Consider the following 19,064-nt stretch of genomic DNA (forward strand, 5'->3'; position numbering starts at 1 on the left):
AATATGTCAGCTACGCTGACGCAAATCTCGCGCCAAGTCTCGCGAGCGAGACTTGAACAGATGAAAGGAACTTATTATATATGAACAAATTTATCTCATGGAATGTAAACGGCCTTCGTGCCGCTGTTGAAAAAGGCTTTTGGGATTTTTTTGAACGCATTGATGCCGATTTATTCTGCCTGCAGGAAATCAAACTCTCGGAAGGACAATTCGACAAGGAGCGCAGCGGCTATCATGTTTATTGGAACTACGCAGAAAAGAAAGGATATTCTGGAACCGCAATTTTCTCTAAAGAAGAACCTCTTTCTGTTTCTTATGGAATCGGAATCGAGGAGCATGATCACGAGGGACGCGTCATCACCCTGGAGTTTGAAGATTATTATTTCATCACATGCTACACGCCGAATTCGCAAAATGAATTGGCACGCCTTGATTATCGCATGAAATGGGAAGATGATTTCAGGGAATATCTGCTTACTTTAAATAAGAAGAAAGGCGTGATTGTCTGCGGCGATCTAAATGTGGCACATCAGGAGATTGATTTGAAAAATCCAAAGACAAATCGACGCAACGCAGGCTTTACAGATGAAGAACGAGGAAAGATGACTGAGCTTTTAAATTCCGGTTTTATCGACAGCTTCCGCTATTTTTATCCGAATCAGGAACAGATTTACTCCTGGTGGTCTTACCGCTTCAAGGCACGCGAAAAGAATGCCGGATGGCGCATTGACTACTTCCTCGTTTCGCAAGATTTGAAAGAACGCATGAAGGATGCAAAAATACATACGGATATTTATGGATCCGACCACTGCCCAATCGAATTAGACTTTGATTGACAAGCACATATTTATGCTGTAAATTATCATTTGCACTTATTTGAATTATCAAAACCATTGAATTATCAATAAAGAAATCAGAAAGGATTCTGTCTATGTGGATTGCAAACAATTGGAAAGATTATGAGGTATTGGATTGCTCCGGCGGAGAAAAGCTTGAGCGCTGGGGGCAATACAATCTGGTGCGCCCGGACCCACAGGTCATTTGGGATACAGCTCATACACATAAAGGATGGAAAAATAAAAACGGACACTACCACCGCAGCTCCAAAGGCGGTGGCGAATGGGAATTCTTTGATTTGCCGGAGGAATGGAGCATTCAATACCAGTTGCCAATCGATGGCCCTTATAATAATGGAAAGCTTACTTTCCATTTAAAGCCTTTTGCTTTTAAGCACACCGGACTCTTTCCGGAGCAGGCAACAAACTGGGATTGGTTTTCTTCTATTATATATAACGCGAAACAGAAAAATCCAAATCGTGAAATCAAAGTATTAAACCTGTTTGCATATACCGGTGGCGCAACCCTTGCCGCAGCATCTGCGGGTGCAAGTGTCACCCATGTGGACGCATCCAAAGGAATGGTCACTTGGGCCAAAGAAAATGCGATTTCATCCGGACTGGGTGAAGCACCTATTCGATGGCTTGTTGATGATTGTGTGAAATTTGTAGAGCGCGAAATTCGCCGCGGCAATCACTATGATGCCATCATCATGGATCCGCCATCCTATGGTCGTGGACCGAAGGGCGAGATTTGGAAAATCGAAGATTCGATTTACAACCTGATCAAATTGTGTGAGCAGTTGCTCACCAAAGAGCCTTTATTCTTTTTAATCAATTCCTATACTACAGGATTGCAGCCGGCTGTCCTCACCTATATGATGCAGACGGTATTAAAAAATTATAATGGCACATTCACTGCTGAAGAAATCGGATTGCCGGTTTCCGAATCCGGTCTTGTTTTACCGGAAGGTGCAAGTGGTCGATTTGTTGGAGAATAATATTTTATTTCATAAGGAATGAACTTTGACCTTTGACATGCAAAAAGCCCGTGGCATTGCCACGGGTTTTCTTGAAGGGTAAAAAAGAAATTAATATATCTTGAAGTACTAATTATCTGGGGGATTACGAGGGGCTATCACCGAAGGCTTTAGCCCCTCGAGGTAAAAAGATAATTTTGACTAACGTCCTTTCTTACGGCTTGATACTACATCGAAGATAACTGCGATCAAAAGTACAGCACCTTTTACAACATACTGCCATGAATCGCCGATACCCATAATGGACATACCCATGTTGATTACACCAAGGAGTAATGCTCCGATGATAGCTCCAGGGATGGATCCGGATCCACCGTATGCCGAAGCACCACCGATGAAGCAGGAACCGATTGCATCCATTTCGAAAGAAGTACCGGTTGAACCATTTGCAGATCCTACACGAGCCAGGCAAAGAAGGCCGCAAAGACCAGCCAAAAGGCCCATGTTTGCGTATGCAATGAAGTAAACCTTGTTGGTATCAATTCCGGAAAGCTTGGTTGCCTTTTCGTTTCCACCTACAGCATAGAAGTAACGTCCCAATACTGTCTTAGATGTAATGAAATGATAAATCAGGCAAATTACAACTACCCATACCAGCATGATGGAAATTCCCTTGTACTGGGAAAGCTTTGTACAATAGAACAGAATCACTGCAGCAATTGCGATTGCTTTGCCATAATCAGCAATGATGTTGTTCTGACGATATCCCTTCTTTGCTTTTTTCGCACGGCCTAAAACCGTAGAGAAAATAACAAATACAGCAGCAAGAACTCCAACAATCATAGGAGTGATGAGGAAGTCTCCATCATCCAGTCCCGGAATTTTGATATATTTCATAAAGATATTAAGGAAGGTCTCATTCTGTACTGCAATGGTCTTGGAATCAAGAATCAATCGACCAATACCACGGAAGATAAACATACCACCCAGTGTGGTGATGAACGGTGGAATTCTTACATATCCAATCCAGAATCCCTGCCAAACACCGGCAAGTAATCCGATCAAAAGACATACCACGATAGAAAGAATCGGGTTCATATCTTTGTTGGTAATCATAACTGCAGCTACACCACCAACCATACAAATTACAGATCCAACGGAAAGGTCGATGTTACCACCAGTTAAGATACATAACAACATACCACATGCCATTACGAATACGTAACCGTTCTGAATCAAAAGGTTTGACATGTTCTGTGGAAGAAGCAGTCTTCCCTCAGTCAAAAAATAGAATAAGATAAATACCGCTACCAAAGCGATGATCATTGTATATTTTGAGAAAAAGTCGGACACGCTGATTCCGCTTTTCGTCTTTGTTTCATTTGCCATTTCAACAAATCTCCTTTCGCAAATTTACTTTGAAGAACGAATGATTGAAGCCATAATTGCTTCCTGAGTTGCTTCCTTTGCATCCAATTCCGCAACCAGTTCGCCTTCGTTCATTACATAGATTCGATCACACATACCAAGAAGTTCCGGCATCTCGGAAGAAATCATGATGACTGTTTTGCCCTTTTCAACCATAGAATTGATCAGACAATAAATATCATATTTCGCTCCAACATCGATACCTCTTGTCGGCTCGTCGAGAATCAGGATATCCGGTTCTGTAAACATCCATTTTCCAAGTAATGCCTTCTGCTGATTTCCACCTGAAAGATTACCGATCATCTGATTTACAGTCGGGGTCTTGGTTCCCATTTCTTCTGTCATCTGCTCAGCTGCATTCTGCTCTAAGTTTCTGTCGATGACACCATTGCCACTAATCTTATCTAATGCTGCCAGAGAAGTATTGAATCGAATTGACTCACCCAAAATCAGTCCGTTTGTCTTACGGTCTTCTGTTACATAAGCAACACCTTGCTTGATTGCATCTTTCGGGCTGTTCATCTTTACTTCTTTTCCGTTTACAAATACCTTGCCTGAGATTCCGGTACCATAACTCTTACCAAAGATACTCATTGCAAGCTCGGTACGACCTGCACCCTGTAATCCGGAGAATCCAACTACTTCGCCCTTGTGTGCCTTGAACGAAATGTTGTTATCCACAACCTTGTCAGGATAAAGCGGATGATGTACTGTCCAGTTCTTTACCTCAAGGCTGATCTCGTCAGATACCTTGTGCTCGCGTTCCGGATAACGATCGTCAAGCGCACGTCCAACCATGCCCTTAATGATGCGGTCCTCACTGAATTCATCCACACCCTTTACAAGTGTTTCGATGGTAGCACCATCGCGGATAATTGTTGCCTTATCGGCACAGTAAATAATTTCATTTAATTTATGCGTAATAATAATGGAAGTTAATCCTTCTTCCTTAAAGCTGATCAAGAGATCCAAAAGCATTTTTGCATCTTCATCATTCAATGAAGAGGTCGGCTCATCCAGAATCAACAGCTTAACGTTCTTTGCAAAAGCTTTTGCAATTTCAACCAGCTGCTGCTTTCCTGTTCCGATATCCTTGATCAATGTCTGAGCAGATTCGTTTAATCCAACCTGCTTCATATGCTTTTCCGCTTCGTTGAAAGTACGATCCCAGTCAATGGATCCACTCTTTTTTCTGATTTCATTTCCCAGGAACATATTCTCACCGATTGTAAGAAGTGGAATCAGTGCAAGTTCCTGATGGATGATAACGATTCCTTTTTCCTCGCTATCCTTCAAAGTTTTGAATTGGCATAATTCGCCTTCGTAATAAATCTCTCCTGTATAAGAGCCTACCGGATAAGTGCCCGATAACACATTCATCAGAGTAGATTTTCCGGCTCCATTCTCGCCGATTAAGGCATGAATTTCTCCTCTTTCTACTTCCAGATTTACATTATCAAGCGCTTTGACCCCAGGGAACTCCTTGGTTATCGATTTCATCTGTAAAATCGTATCGGCCAAAGTTTTATCCTCCTTTCCAAATATTCCACAGTCAAAAGTTATCTTTTTACAAAATACGGGCGGCAGACTATTCATCTGCCGCCTGGCATTTGATTCAAATAAAACTGATTATTCAGTAGCTGATGCTAAATAATCTCCGTCCCACTTGTAAAGGCCGGTATCTACTAAGTAGTCAAGGTTGTCCTTGGTTACTACTGTAGGAACTAACAAGAATGATGGGCAGTTATGTCCGTCTGAGGTAGAGTATGATGTTGTATCATAAGCACACTCGATATCGAACTTGCTGGTAAGGCTTTCGTCGATGGTCTCACCGTTAAGGATTGCCTTAGCAAGTTCCAAAGTAACAACGGCTTCGTTAGATACATTCTTGTAAACTGACATTGTCTGGATTCCGTCTACAATGTTCTTAAGGTTTGCGATATCACCATCCTGTCCGGTGATGATTGGCTTATTGCTTCCCTTGTAGTCAGTCTGGATTGCCTGTGCTACACCAAGAGCGGTAGAGTCGTTAGAGCAAAGCCATGCATCAAGCTGCTCTCCGCTTACATAGTATGAAGACAAGATGTTCTGTGCTCTGTCAAGAGCTACGTCTGTCTGCCACTTCTCTGTTGCTACAGAAGAGAAATCAGTCTGTCCTGAAACAACCTTTAATGTACCTGCATCAATATATTTCTTTAATACGTCATAAGCTCCCTGATAGACGTATCCAGCGTTGTTATCTGCCGGATCACCAGCTGTGAACTCCATGTTGTAGGTCTTGTCGCCTGCATTTGCAAGATCAAGTTCCTTCTCAACGAATTCACCCTGAAGTTTTCCTACTGTGTAGTTATCAAATGATACGTAGTAAGAAACAGCGTCATTTAAAATCAAACGGTCGTAAGAGATTACCGGGATCTTAGCATCTGCAGCTTCGTTCATACATGTGTTCAATGCTTCACCGTTGATTGCTCCGATTACAAGAAGATCAACATCATCTGCGATCATGTTCTGGATATCAGTAACCTGCTTTCCTTCGTCGTTATCTGAATACTTCAGCTGAACATCGTATCCGGCATCTTCGAACTGCTTCTTTAAGTACTCGCCGTCACGGTTCCATCTCTCAAGTGCCTGTGTAGGCATTGCGATACCTACGCTCTGCTTGCCTTTGGCAGAATCAGATTTGCTGCTTCCACCTTTTCCGGTGTCGGAAGTATTTCCGCCACATCCTACTACCATGGAAGCTACCATAGCTGTAGTAAGTAAACCTGCAAGAATTTTTTTCTTCATTCTTAAACCCTCCCTATGTGGTGTTTTTCTTTGCAAATATAAATTACCATGATTTCCACAGGAAAAAATTGTCATCTTCTTGAAATTTTTGTCTTACCGGTTCAGGCGCAAATAAAAAGAGCAGGACAAACTTGCGTCCTGCAAGTCATCCTGCTCAAAAATGTGCTAGGTACCTTTTTCCTATTTCAATCGTTTACGGAAGATTTATGGGAGCGTACATTTCTGTATATATCGGCTTCTTCGTGATATTTTCCGGTAATGACCTGATCCATATTTTCTGCCGTAACCGCTACGGGTGTGATCTTTTCATAAGGAACATCATAGGTTCCGTCATTAATTCGATTGACCACACTCAAAATCTTTTTCCCTTTTGCAAGTGCCACGGAAAGCTCAGCCGCTCTGCGCGCAAGCTTTTCAATCGGCTTATAGACTGTCATGCTCTGCGTGCCTTCCACAATTCGCTGGCAGGCATCGAGATCTGCATCCTGACCGACAACACACACTTTTCCGGCAAGTCTCGACTCTGACAGGGCTCGAATGACATTGCCCGCAAGTGCATCATTTCCACACATAAATCCGGATGGTGCCGGATTGGATGTCAGGAAATCGGATGCGTATTCGAATGCGTATTCCGACATCCATCCCGAACAGTAATCCGTTTCCACAATGGTCATGCCCCTCTTTTTTACTTCATTCTCAAAGCCTTTCATCACCATGGAAACATTGTTATCTGAGAGCGGTCCGCATATCTGCACGACGGTCCCGTTCTCGCCCACCTGCTGAATCATATGATCCGCCATCAGTTCACCGACTCTTTCATTGTCAAAAGAGATATACAGATCCACATCCGCATCCAGAATCAGTCGGTCATATGCCACCACCGGAATACCGGCATTGTGTGCACGGTCAATCGCTCTTTTCAAAGTCTTGTTGTCATCCGCCACCTGTATCACGACAATGACATCCATTCCTTTTTCTATGAAATAATCAATCTGATCTCTCTGTCGGTCGATATCGCCGTTTGCATTCTGCACATTGACCTGTGCGTCAAGTTCTTCCGCTGCGGAGACAAATACATCGCGGTCGCGCTGCCACCGTTCCAATATGAAGGTATCGAATGTAATTCCAATCTGAATTTTTTCATCATCCACCACATCCGGCTCCGGCGATTCAGCCCCCGCACAACCGGCCGTCAACAAAAGCGTCATCACCGCCGCAACCATCCGGTTCAGATATTTCTTTTTTCTCTTCTCCATTCTTTCCCCCACCTCAATCGTTTTCTTAATTTAGTTCACGATATTCCGTCGGCGTCATGCCGAGATTCTTTTTGAAGATACGGCTAAAGTAGTTCGGATCTCCGTATCCGATATCACTACAGATTTCTTTCATTGTCAAATTGCTGTTCTTCAGCAAATCCTTTGCACGATCCAGACGCAGATTTGTCAGATATTCCATAAATGTCATACCCGTTTCTTCCTTAAACAGCTTGCTGAAATAGTATGGGCTCAAATTCAGCACACGCGAAAGCTCGTCAAGCGAAATATCATTTCCGAAATTCTTCTGAATAAATGCTTTTGCTTCTGCGACCACATGATTTTCATGATTTTCCTGTTTGGTCGCAATCTTCGAACAGGCGTCACGGAATTTGCCCACAAACCAATCACGTAATGAGCTGTTGTTTTCAGCCGATGTCACGCGCAGCAGATAATCCGAGCGGTCCGTAAAATGATATTTCATTGCACCGACCAGATATGCCTCATGCTCTGCCCAAAGTACAAATTCAATGGTTTTCACACGAACGGCCGGTTCTGTTTCCCCGTATGCCTGTATCATCCAGTCAAAGAAATCCGCCGCCAGGCGCTTACAGGTCTCGACATCCGCAGCCCGCAGACTCTCAAACAACTGTCCTTCGAGCTCAACCGGATATTCGTCATCATATTGACAGGAAAGCGGCATATCATCCACGTGCGCCACACTTCCGACTGAATTGGCCAGAGCATTGATGCTCTCCTCATACGAGCGAAGACTGTCGCGCAGTTTCACGGTAGAACCGATTCCGATACGGAATTTGCAGTCGGTCAGCTTAAACAGATTGCGCGCCAGCTCACGGTTGCGGTCAATCATCTCGATACGTTCTTCATAGTCCATCTTCGGTTTATCCTGCGGCAAAAAAACCGGAATACGGCTGGAAATAATGGAGCCTACAATCGCATCCCTCCAGCATTCATGGATCTGTTCCCGAATCTTTGCATAGAATTTTTGAATCTTCACGCCGGCACCGACAGCATTGGTCATCTGACTGCCTTTTTGATCTTCGCCGACCGCAAATACCATCATACAGCCGTTCTCACAATCCAGTTCCAGGAGCTGCTTGTAATTTTCTACCTCATCCTCCGAGAATTCTTCAAACATGATGGAGTATACAAATCCCGTCTCGATAATCGGGGTTACCGTCTCCATCTTTTCCCTTATTTTCAAATCGTCACTGCGCTTTTTGCGGTTGCTGTTGATTTTGCGGATGACACGGTTGAGCACTTCGATAATGGCATCTGCCGTAAATGGTTTGTTCATATATTCGAAGACGCCCAGATTGGCTGATTCTTTTGCATATTCGAACCGGTCGTACGCAGTCAGCACGACAAAAATAATGTTGGTGTTAATCTTTTTGATTTCACGCATGGCATCAATTCCATTGATGCCCGGCATCTGAATATCCATAAATGCAATATCAGGTCGAAAGACTTCTGCCAGTTCAATGACATCGCGGCCTGTGCGTGCCGTTTCTATCTGGAATTCCTCCGGAAAATTTTTGTGAATAATCATTTTCAGGGAGTCCAGTACAATTCCCTCATCGTCTGCCAATAATATTCGGTACATATTCTACCCCTTTATACACGGAATGGTGATTAATATTTCGGTTCCCATCTCCGCACCTTCACTGATAATTTCGAATGTCACATCATTCTCGAAATACAGCCGCAACCGTTCAAGCAGATTGCGGATTCCGACGCCGTTTGAGCTGGAAGAACGCGGATCCGGCGCCGGATGCGGTGAATTTAAGATCTCATCAATTCGTTCCGGACTGATTCCACGACCATTATCCCACACGCTGATGCAAATCCGTCCGTTCTTTTCTTTAATCTCGAGCTCTATCATTCCATGCCGCTCAAGATTGCGGATTCCGTAATTAAATGCATTTTCCACCAGAGGCTGCAAGATCATGCTCGGAAGCTTCATATCTTCGAGTGATTCATCAATGTCCTTCTCGTAATGAATTTCATCCGGGAACCGGACATTACAGATATAGATATAATTGTCTACAAGGCGCACCTCTTCACCGATTGTCGCATCCTCGCTGTTGCGCACATTATAACGGAAAAATGCAGCCGTGTTTGTCAGCAGTTCTCCCGTACGCTTTGCATCTTCCATCATGGCAAGCTGTGCGCCTGCATTTAAGGTATTGAACAGGAAGTGTGGATTGATCTGCGCCTGTAAATATTTCAGCTGAGCCTCGCGCAAATGATTTTGCATGCGAAGCTCGTTCTCTTTCAATTCATTTTCGCGTTCGAGTGTCTCGCGCTGTTTGACAATATATTCCCGGATGCTGGCTACCATCTGGTTAAACGCACGTGTCACAACGCCGACCTCATCCTGCATATAAACCGGCAACACATCAATTTCAAAATTACCGGATGCGACCGTATTGGCCGCGGTTGCCAGACGATTGAGCGGTTTGACAATCATCGCCATGCTTGCCGAAATGATTGCAACACTTGCAAGAATAATCACCAGCAATGCTGCCACACTGACCAGCTCGAGTTTTTTGATGGACTGGCTGACACGCTGATAGGTCTGCGAATTGGATTTGAACAATTCGTTGTTCAAACTGTAGATATAGGTATGAATCTGCGCACCGAGCTTCTCCGTTTGTTCGGAAAGCTGCGCATACAGTTCGACATTGCGCCCGCGCTTTGCATCTACCGTCTGCTCCGCCAGTTCCAGATAGGAATGACATAAGCCGTTGATATTCTTCTCCGCCAGCAAAAGTGCGTTGTCACTTGCCTCATTGTTTAAGGTTTCTGCGTGATTCCGCAGATTCTGCTCATTATCGTAATAGCTCTCGATCGAATCAAAACTACGGGTGCTGACATATTCATCTATACTCGCCTGCAAATCCGTGATGACACTGTCGAGTTCATTCAGCTGACGGTTGCTTTCGTATACGCCGCCGAGCTGGTTGAGCATTCGGCCGAATCTGGAAAAGATCAAAGTGTTGACACTCAAAATGACGAGTGCAAAAAAGGAGAACAACAAAATCAATTTGCGGCGCAACGATTGCTGTTGCAGCTTTCGTATCAATTTGCGCATACTATTGCTCCTTTCGCTGTTCTAATATTTCAGCAGCTTTTTCTCTGTCAATCATCTTCATATCCACAGCATTGTATCCGTTGGTGTATCCGGTCTCGATATAATCATTCAGATTCTCAACTGCATATCGTCCCAACTGCTCTGTATCCACGGACAAGGTTGATGAAATGATTCCCTTTGATACAGCTGACAATATGCTTTCCGAGTCATAATAGCCCAGAATCTTGCACGATCCCACCGCGTTGTAATCAACCGCAGCCTGATACGCCTGCTGCGTTGTAATCGAATTCAGGCAAACAATGAATTCCGGCAATTGTGCACGGTCCAAAAATGTATCACGCATATATTCTTCTACCGCAAAGTCATCCGGTTCGCTGATGGTTCCGGATGTCACATCAATCGATCCTTCTCCGTAATATTTTTCGAGATTTTCGCGCACTCCAAGCAAAACGAGATTCTGTGCGACATCTGCTTCCTTTGATTCGAGGATCACACGCACATTCAATTTCGATGACGGGGTCTCTCCAATTAGTTTTGCAATTGCCTCTCCGTAATTCTGTCCAATATCATAGTTGTTCACACCGACATAGCTTTGCCGCATACTGCCGGAGCAGTCACTTAAGATTGTCACTACAGGAATATTTTGCGATACTGCGCGATTGATGAGTTCAATCGTTCTCTCATCTTCATCGCCCTCCACAATGATGCCGTCCACGCCGGCTTCGATTGCCATCTCAAGCAAATCATCTTTGGAATATTTCACAGCGAGATCATATCCAAAGCGTTCCAGAAGGACATCGTGTTCTGCTGCAACCGCATATGCACTCTCATAGACACTGCTCCAAAAGACATCATCCGTCCCGCCGGTGACCAGCGCATAATGTCGCTTGTATGTCTTGTGCACTTCCATATTATCTTTTGATAATATGACAGTCCCCTGATACCAGAGTAAGGCGGCAATGACCACGACAATACATGCCCATGGCATCAATAATAACAATTTTCGCCGAATCCGTTTGTCCTCTCGCTTTTGCCTGCTCATCAACCTTTTGCTCCTAGTGTTAACGCGCAGAGCAATGCTCTGCGCGCTTTGTATTCTTATGATTCACTTTCATATTTCTTGGCATGTGACTGAATCAGATCCACATCCTCAAAATAATTAATCTTCATGGCTCTCTTGACTTCCGCAAGTGTCTGTGCCGCAGTTTCGCGTGCCACCTCGGTGCCTGCCTTTAAGATTTCGTAAACTCCCGGAATATCCTTCTCAAATTCTTTGCGTCGCGCACGAAGCGGTGCAAGTGTTTCCTCCATGACATTGACGAGGAATTTCTTGACCTTGACATCCCCAAGTCCACCGCGAGTATAATGCTCTTTCAATTCATCCAGACATGCATAATCCGGAAGATATTCTTCAAAATGCTCCTTTGTACTGAATGCATCCAGATAAGTAAATACCACATTGCCTTCCACATGTCCCGGATCGGACACCTGAAGATGTGTCGGATCTGTATAGGCGCTCATGATTTTCTTGCGCACAGTCTCGGAATCATCTGCAAGATAAATGGCATTGCCGAGCGACTTCGACATCTTTGCATTGCCATCCACACCCGGAAGTCTCAGACACGCTTCGTTTTCCGGAAGCAATACATCCGGCTCCACCAGTACTTCATCATAAATGGAATTAAATTTGCGAACGATTTCTCTCGTCTGCTCGATCATCGGGAGCTGATCTTCTCCAACCGGCACGGTTGTCGCTTTGAATGCTGTGATATCAGCTGCCTGTGAAATCGGATAGGTGAAAAATCCGACCGGAAGACTGCGCTCAAATCCGCGCATCTGAATCTCGCTCTTAACAGTTGGATTGCGCTCCAGGCGCGATACTGTCACAAGATTTGCATAAAAGAATGTCAATTCCGTCAGTTCGGAAATCTGTGACTGAATGAAGAGATTGCTCTTGGCCGGGTCAAGTCCGGCAGAAAGATAATCCAATGCAACCTCGATAATGTTCTGGCGTACCTTTTCCGGATTATCAAAATTGTCCGTCAATGCCTGCGCATCCGCAATCATAATATATATCTTATCAAATTCACCGGAATTCTGTAATTCCACACGGCGACGAAGCGATCCGACATAATGTCCGATATGAAGGCGTCCCGTTGGTCTGTCTCCGGTCAGAATAATCTTACTCATTTTTCTTTCCTCCAGATAATTTCAATCTTAATTATCATAACAGACAGACTGCACAAATTCAAGATTTCTTCATCACCATTAATTACCATTCAGTGTTTTTCATATATGCAAAAGCTTGCAGACTTTACATGTGTCTTTTGAATGCCTACACAATTTTGAAAAAGGTTTATCGTTGGCGGGCACCAAAAACTTTCGTATATGTACTTCTCATCTAAAGGATACCCGGGTGAATTGGAGTGAGCCCTAGTGAAATAAAAATGAGTTTTGATGTTTATAGGTATGCGCCGCCACGGAAGGCGGCGCAAATGCGATTGCAACACGACGTTGCGTAATGCATGGTGCCTATAAACACAAAACTCATTTTGTCATTTTACTTGGCAAACGGAGTCTGAACCCGGTTATCCCTTAGATTGAGGAGTACATAATATCAATAAAGGTGATGTCCGCCACTTCATAAACCTTTTTCCAAAATCGTTCATTCATCAAAAGACACATGAGTGATGCTCGCCTTTTGCATATTGAAAAACTAAATGCGCTTGTAATAGTCGATGATGTAGCGATACATCGTGCGAACAGCCGGCGCCATGAAGTTTGGATTCATGGTTGCAATTCCGATGATGCGCGCAGCCGCCGGCTCAACCGGGTAGGTATCCACCTCGTATGGGATATCGTTCATAACAAGCTCCGGCATCAGGCAGATTCCAAATCCTTTTTCGACCAGGCGCACCGTCGCAAGGTCATCCACCACATGGTAATGCGATTGCACATCCAGTTTGTTTTCCTTCAGGAAATTCTGGATATCCGCATCCGTCGACTCACGCTGTGTGACAAACTGATGCGTACGCATTTCTTCTATGGTCATCGTCTTACCGCTTTTCTTGGTCCCTTTTGGAAGAACACATAACAACGGATCGCGAAACAGTGGTTCTATCGGAATGTCTTTTGCCGCAGACACGGAAAGAAATCCCAGGTCCACCACTCCGTTTTTCAGCCAGTAAGACACATCATCATACGTTCCCTGGAACACTTCAATCGTGATGCCCTCATGTTTCTTGTGAAAGGAACTGAGGATTTCCGGCAACCAGTTCGTACAAACCGAAGAAAAGACAGCCATCTTGACTTTTCCCTGTTTCAATCCGTTTGTCTCCGCGATAAACTGATGCAGGCTCTCGTCTGCATTCAATACCGCATTGACATAAGGGAGCAGATGCTCTCCGTAATTGGTCAGGGTCACGCCGCTCTTGCTTCGATTCAGTACCGCAAATCCAAGTTCCGATTCCAGTGCGGAAACAGAATGACTGACTGCGGAAGGCGTCAGACCGAGAATATCGGCGGCTTTATGAAAGCTTCCGATATCCGCAACTGTTTTGAATACCTGATAGGTTAATAGTGTCATACAAATACTCTCCTAGCGTGCACACTTATACAGCAAATCTTCCCATCTTCTGTCTACTTCTGCCTGGAACTGCACCAAGAGGTCTTCATTTCCCGGCTTAAATAAATGCTTGAATCTGCCCTGTTCTCTGAGGAAGTCTTCAATCGGGAGCTTCTTCTTCGGCTCATAGGTCAGGCGCCACTTGCCATGATCCACCTCAAACATTGGCCAGTAACAGGTCTCTACCGCGAGTTTGCAGATTTTCATGATATCTTTTGCGTCATATCTCCATCCTCTCGGGCATGGAGTCATCAGATTCAAAAATGCAGGTCCTTCCGTATAGATTGCCTTCTCTGCTTTCAAATGCAGGTCGCGGAAATCCGAAGTGAAGGTGGTCTGTGCCACATATGGCACATCATGATCCGCGATAATTGCTGCGAGATCTTTACGATTCTGCATCTTGCCGTTTGATTCCGATCCAACCGGTGTAGTGGTCGTATCCGCATACATCGGTGTCGCAGAGGAACGCTGGATACCGGTGTTCATATAAGCACCATTGTCATAGCAGACATAGACCAGATCATGGCCTCGTTCCATTGCACCGGACAGAGACTGAAAACCGATATCATAGGTACCACCGTCTCCACCGAATGTGATAAATTTAAAATTCTCATCCTTTGGCAAACGACCGCGCTTTTTCAGTGCTTTGTAGGCGGTCTCCACACCGCTGAGTGTTGCGCCAGCATTTTCAAATGCATTATGGATATAACTGTCTTCCCATGCCGTGTACGGATAGGTGAAGCTGGATACTTCCAGACAGCCTGTCGCATTTCCGATTACGGCACGATCGCCCTCATGAAGAGCGCGAAGCACTGCTCTGACACCGATGGTTGCGCCACAGCCTGCGCACATACGATGACCTGGAGCCAGTCGCTCCGGTTTATTCATTACTTCTTTCAAATTATAATTTGCCATTGCCCTACTCTCTCAATCCGATATATTGATATTGTTTCACTTCTGTCTCATTTTCTACAGCTGATTCGAGCTCTGCAAAAACAGAGGCCGCATGATCCACTGTGAAATCGCGACCACCCAGACCGTAAATATAATTCACTGCCATGACTGTCGCCTTTGCACGATACAGACCGGCTTCGATTTCACTGCCGAGCGGTCCTCCGTGTGTATTGTAGCTTTCGGTTCTGTCCATGATTGCAACAGCCTTCGCATGTCTGATTGCATTTGCAATCTCTTCTGCAGGGAACGGACGGAACACACGCAATTTTAAGACACCGACTTTTTTGCCTTTTTCGCGGAGCTGATCGACAGCTTCCTTTGCGGTTCCTGCAGCAGATCCGATAATGACCATAATATAATCTGCATCTTCTGTTTTATATTCTTCAAACAGGCCAAAACCTCTTCCGGATAACTGTCTGAATTTGTCTGCCACTTCGAGGATAACCTCCTTGGAACGCTCGAGTGCTTCCAGCTGGTTTCTGCGTGCCTCCATGACATAATTGCTGACTGCATAAGGTCCAACCGCAATCGGCTTGCCCGGATTCAGCAGGAATTCTTCCGGATGATACTCTCCGACAAACTCCTTTACCTCTTTATCCTCAAGCAACTCGATATTCTCCACGGCATGACTTGTGATAAATCCGTCCTGACAGATCATAATCGGCAGATGCACACGCGGATCCTCCGCAATCGGATATGCCTGGATAAAATTGTCATACGCTTCCTGATTGTTCTCCGCATAAATCTGAATCCATCCGGTATCTCTCGCGCCCATTCCGTCAGAATGGTCACAGTTGATGTTCAGCGGGCCGGAAAGTGTACGGTTTACCAATGCAAGCGCACATGGCATGCGATTGCTGGCCGCCAGCAACAATTCTTCCCACATCAGTGCCAGACCGGCTGAGCTCGTCGCAGTCAGTGAACGAGCGCCCGCAGCTTCTGCACCAATGGTTGCGGACATGGAAGAGTGCTCTGATTCAACCGGAATAAATTCCGTATCCATCTGTCCGTTTGCGATATAGGTTGAAACCATCTGCGGAATCTCCGTGGATGGTGTGATTGGAAATGCCGGCATGACATCCGGGTTAATCTGCCGGATTGCATACGATACTGCTTCATTTCCGGACATTCGGTCTTTGCGTGCCATTTATTTGCCCTCCTTCATCACAATTGCATCAAACGGGCAAACCTCTACACAAATACCGCAGCCCTTACAATGCTCATAATCAAAATCCAAACGCTTTGCGTTCACTACCGGAATGCTCGAATCCGGGCAAACCGGAGCACAAAGCAGGCATTGTTTACACTTATCTGCCAAAAATACCGGTGTGTTGGTACGCCACTCTCCGGTATTGAATTGTTTGGTACTACCTGCACCAAAATACATCAGCCCTTCCGTCAGATTCTGATGTGGTGTCTGTTCATTCAAATTGCTTACATCTGTTCTCATAATCTCTCCCTTATTCTGCGCACAATGGTTTCTTTCCGGAAAGCGCAGGTGCAATTGCATCCAGTGTCAGTGTCAGCGCGCGCATATTTCCATCAATCACTTCCGGTTTTTTTGCAAATTTATGTTTATAGGATCCTCTCATCTGTTCGATAAAATCCTTTTGATCCATCACGCCGCTGACAGCAACTGCTGCCGCAAGCATCGGCGAATTCGGAAAATATTTGCCCAATGCGTCCACTGAGATTTTTCTCGCATCAATCGTATAGACATTTCCCTCATAGCCCTGCAGAAGCGGTCTGACTTCTTCCACCGACTTCGGGGTATTGATTACAATGGCTCCGTCCGGCTTCAGTCCTGCCGTCACATTGACCGATTCCAGTAATGTCTCATCCACTACCATAACCAGATCCGGATCATAAATATTGGAATGTACCCGAATCGGCTTTCTGCTGATTCTGTTATATGCCGTAATTGGCGCACCCATTCGCTCCGGTCCATATTCCGGAAATCCCTGCACATGCGCACCGGTTGAAAATGCAACATCGGCCAGAAGAAGGGCTGCTGTCTTGGCGCCCTGTCCGCCTCTGCCGTGCCATCTGATTTCTAAATCTTTGCTCATTGCCAACGCTCTCTCTTTCCTTACAATCTCTTTTACACTTTTGTTCATCTTACGAGTGAATCTTTTTCTACACCGTGCCTAACATTTATAATTATAGCGCACATTTTAACAAAGTAAAGTGAAAATGTGAAAAGCTTTTCACAAATAAGATGAAACCAATTCAACTATATGATTGGAATTCAACGCCTTCGCTTGCATTTTGGCTCAAATGGGTATATGATATAAGAACTAGGACAAAAGTAACAGTTTAAGGAGAATGCCTATGTATCAATTTGATCATCAACCGCAATATCCTGTCGACTTAATTGCCCAACGCGATGAAAAACTCAAGATTTCCAGCAGTGTCATCAAAAGCTGGAATGTTCGTTTTGTAGATGCAGATACAGATGGTTCGGATTATTGTGAGCCGCCCGTTGACGAACCCGGCATGACTGCTGCCGAACCGGAAGCGGAATTAACTCCGGAACAGGAAGAAGCAATTCGAAATGCCAACGAGATTTTTGCACGATTGGAAGCAGAAAAAGCTGCCGACGAAGCAGTCAAGCAGGCGGAAATCGAAGCTGCTTTTGCTGCGCAAAATGAGGCGAATTACAATGCTGCGACCAATTCTTATTCCGGCGCATACGGCACCGGCCCGATTAGCGAAGATACTGCTGCGCAGGCTGCGAGTATCCTGGCGGAAAAAAAGGATGCTTTCACCGATATGTTATCCGAACTGCAAAATTCATAACAATAAAAATAAAGCAAGGTTTTCCGACTTTATCCGGTCAGGAAACCTTGCTTTTTGATTTGCTTATTTTTGGATGATGGCATCCACAATTGCGCGTGCAACTTCGTCTTTGCTCATCAATTCCAGCTCACGACATTCTGTCGCCGTAATCAGTGTTACCACATTGGTATCTGTACCAAATCCCGCACCCTCTGTGCGCAGATTGTTTGCGACAATCATGTCTGCATTTTTCTTTTTCAGCTTTGCACGGGAATTTTCCAACATATTTTCGGTCTCCATCGAAAATCCGCAAATAAACTGGTCTGCCCGTTTATGCTGTCCGAGATACGACAGAATATCTTCTGTGCGCTCTAAGCGGATACATGCCTCATCCGTATTCTTGTCTTTTTTGATCTTTTCATCTGCCGGATTGATTGGACGATAATCCGCCACAGCCGCCGGCATAATCACGATATCAGACTGTTTAAAGCGGGTTTTCACCGCTTCCGCCATCTCCGCCGCCGATGTCACATGAATTGTTTCGACGAACAACGGATCCGGCAAATTCGTCGGTCCTGCGACCAATGTCACCTGTGCACCGCGACGCGCACAGTGGATTGCGGTCTCGTAGCCCATCTTACCGGTCGAGTGATTCGTAATATAACGGACCGGATCGATTTTCTCCTGCGTTGGTCCCGCGGTAATCAGAACATGCCTGCCGCACAAATCTTTCGGATAGGCGACTTCCTGCAAAATGTATTGCAGCAGTGTCTCCGGCTCCGGCATCTTGCCTGCACCGGTGTCGCCGCATGCCAGATATCCGCTTGCCGGAGAAATGACCTGCATGCCATAATGCTCCAGCTTCTTGAGATTGTCCTGAACAATCGGGTTTTCAAACATATTCGTATTCATTGCCGGAGAGATCAGCTTCGGACATTTGGCTGCCATGATTGTAGTGGTCAGCATATCGTCCGCAATTCCGTTTGCTATCTTGCCGATGACATTGGCAGATGCCGGTGCGACCAGAAACAAATCTGCCTGCTTTGCCAGCGAGACATGCTCTACCTGAAATTCGAAATTGCGATCAAAGGTATCGACCAGACATTTTGTTCCGGTCAGTGTTTCAAATGTAATCGGGTTGATAAAATTCGTTGCATTCTCTGTCATAATCACATGTACATTCGCATGCAGTTTGACAAGCGCAGAAGCAAGGCTTGCGATTTTGTATGCCGCAATACTTCCTGTCACCCCGAGTACAATGCATTTTCCTTTTAACATAAAGAATCCTCCTGTTTTATGAAATGCAAC

General features: G+C 45.0%; 17 protein-coding genes. 3 read left to right on the forward strand and 14 right to left on the reverse strand.

Annotation, left to right across the window (positions count from 1 at the left end):
- Positions 1 to 80 precede the first annotated feature (80 nt).
- The gene (xth, locus tag CSX02_RS08690) at positions 81 to 836 is read left to right on the forward strand and encodes an exodeoxyribonuclease III (RefSeq protein WP_099386384.1); all 756 of its coding nucleotides are present in this window, start codon (positions 81 to 83) and stop codon (positions 834 to 836) included.
- Positions 837 to 931: 95 nt separating this feature from the next.
- Positions 932 to 1,837, forward strand: a complete 906-nt coding sequence (locus CSX02_RS08695) for a class I SAM-dependent methyltransferase (RefSeq protein ID WP_099386385.1) — start codon at positions 932 to 934, stop codon at positions 1,835 to 1,837.
- 180 nt (positions 1,838 to 2,017) lie between these two features.
- Here CSX02_RS08695 and CSX02_RS08700 read toward each other — a convergent pair whose 3' ends face one another.
- The 13 genes from CSX02_RS08700 to CSX02_RS08760 form a co-directional block, all read right to left on the reverse strand.
- Positions 2,018 to 3,205, reverse strand: coding sequence for an ABC transporter permease subunit (locus CSX02_RS08700; protein WP_031544117.1), 1,188 nt, complete (start codon positions 3,203 to 3,205; stop codon positions 2,018 to 2,020).
- A 24-nt stretch (positions 3,206 to 3,229) separates the two neighbouring features.
- Positions 3,230 to 4,765, reverse strand: coding sequence for a sugar ABC transporter ATP-binding protein (locus CSX02_RS08705; protein ID WP_099386386.1), 1,536 nt, complete (start codon positions 4,763 to 4,765; stop codon positions 3,230 to 3,232).
- A gap of 108 nt (positions 4,766 to 4,873) precedes the next feature.
- The gene (locus CSX02_RS08710; protein ID WP_099386387.1) at positions 4,874 to 6,031 is read right to left on the reverse strand and encodes a substrate-binding domain-containing protein; all 1,158 of its coding nucleotides are present in this window, start codon (positions 6,029 to 6,031) and stop codon (positions 4,874 to 4,876) included.
- 185 nt (positions 6,032 to 6,216) lie between these two features.
- Positions 6,217 to 7,287, reverse strand: coding sequence for a substrate-binding domain-containing protein (locus tag CSX02_RS08715; RefSeq protein WP_099386388.1), 1,071 nt, complete (start codon positions 7,285 to 7,287; stop codon positions 6,217 to 6,219).
- Between the two features lie 25 nt (positions 7,288 to 7,312).
- A complete protein-coding gene (locus tag CSX02_RS08720) occupies positions 7,313 to 8,908 on the reverse strand; it encodes a response regulator transcription factor (RefSeq protein WP_099386389.1) in 1,596 nt (531 codons plus the stop codon).
- A 3-nt stretch (positions 8,909 to 8,911) separates the two neighbouring features.
- Positions 8,912 to 10,399, reverse strand: a complete 1,488-nt coding sequence (locus CSX02_RS08725; RefSeq protein WP_099386390.1) for a sensor histidine kinase — start codon at positions 10,397 to 10,399, stop codon at positions 8,912 to 8,914.
- A gap of 1 nt (position 10,400) precedes the next feature.
- Complete coding sequence (locus tag CSX02_RS08730) at positions 10,401 to 11,441, reverse strand: substrate-binding domain-containing protein (protein ID WP_099386391.1); 1,041 nt, start codon at positions 11,439 to 11,441, stop codon at positions 10,401 to 10,403.
- Positions 11,442 to 11,497: 56 nt separating this feature from the next.
- Complete coding sequence (gene trpS / locus CSX02_RS08735) at positions 11,498 to 12,589, reverse strand: tryptophan--tRNA ligase (protein WP_031544108.1); 1,092 nt, start codon at positions 12,587 to 12,589, stop codon at positions 11,498 to 11,500.
- A 526-nt stretch (positions 12,590 to 13,115) separates the two neighbouring features.
- Entirely contained in the window at positions 13,116 to 13,985 is an 870-nt protein-coding gene (locus CSX02_RS08740) for a LysR family transcriptional regulator (RefSeq protein WP_031544107.1), read from the reverse strand.
- 12 nt (positions 13,986 to 13,997) lie between these two features.
- Positions 13,998 to 14,939 (reverse strand): thiamine pyrophosphate-dependent enzyme, encoded by a 942-nt coding sequence (locus CSX02_RS08745; protein WP_031544106.1) that lies wholly within the window; start codon positions 14,937 to 14,939, stop codon positions 13,998 to 14,000.
- A gap of 4 nt (positions 14,940 to 14,943) precedes the next feature.
- Entirely contained in the window at positions 14,944 to 16,125 is a 1,182-nt protein-coding gene (locus CSX02_RS08750; RefSeq protein ID WP_099386392.1) for a transketolase C-terminal domain-containing protein, read from the reverse strand.
- A complete protein-coding gene (locus CSX02_RS08755; RefSeq protein ID WP_031544104.1) occupies positions 16,126 to 16,428 on the reverse strand; it encodes a 4Fe-4S binding protein in 303 nt (100 codons plus the stop codon). It abuts the gene before it with no gap.
- A 10-nt stretch (positions 16,429 to 16,438) separates the two neighbouring features.
- Positions 16,439 to 17,047 carry a 2-oxoacid:acceptor oxidoreductase family protein gene (locus CSX02_RS08760; protein WP_099386393.1) on the reverse strand — a complete coding sequence of 203 codons (609 nt, stop codon included), beginning with the start codon at positions 17,045 to 17,047 and terminating at the stop codon, positions 16,439 to 16,441.
- A 262-nt stretch (positions 17,048 to 17,309) separates the two neighbouring features.
- Here CSX02_RS08760 and CSX02_RS08765 point away from each other — a divergent pair, with 262 nt between their 5' ends.
- Complete coding sequence (locus CSX02_RS08765) at positions 17,310 to 17,777, forward strand: hypothetical protein (RefSeq protein ID WP_099386394.1); 468 nt, start codon at positions 17,310 to 17,312, stop codon at positions 17,775 to 17,777.
- A gap of 63 nt (positions 17,778 to 17,840) precedes the next feature.
- On the opposite strand, the gene coaBC is transcribed toward CSX02_RS08765, so the two are convergent.
- Positions 17,841 to 19,034 carry a bifunctional phosphopantothenoylcysteine decarboxylase/phosphopantothenate--cysteine ligase CoaBC gene (gene coaBC, locus CSX02_RS08770; RefSeq protein WP_099386395.1) on the reverse strand — a complete coding sequence of 398 codons (1,194 nt, stop codon included), beginning with the start codon at positions 19,032 to 19,034 and terminating at the stop codon, positions 17,841 to 17,843.
- Between the last annotated feature and the right edge of the window lie 30 nt (positions 19,035 to 19,064).

This window comes from Agathobacter ruminis, assembly GCF_002735305.1.
In the GTDB taxonomy this organism is placed as follows: domain Bacteria; phylum Bacillota; class Clostridia; order Lachnospirales; family Lachnospiraceae; genus Roseburia; species Roseburia ruminis.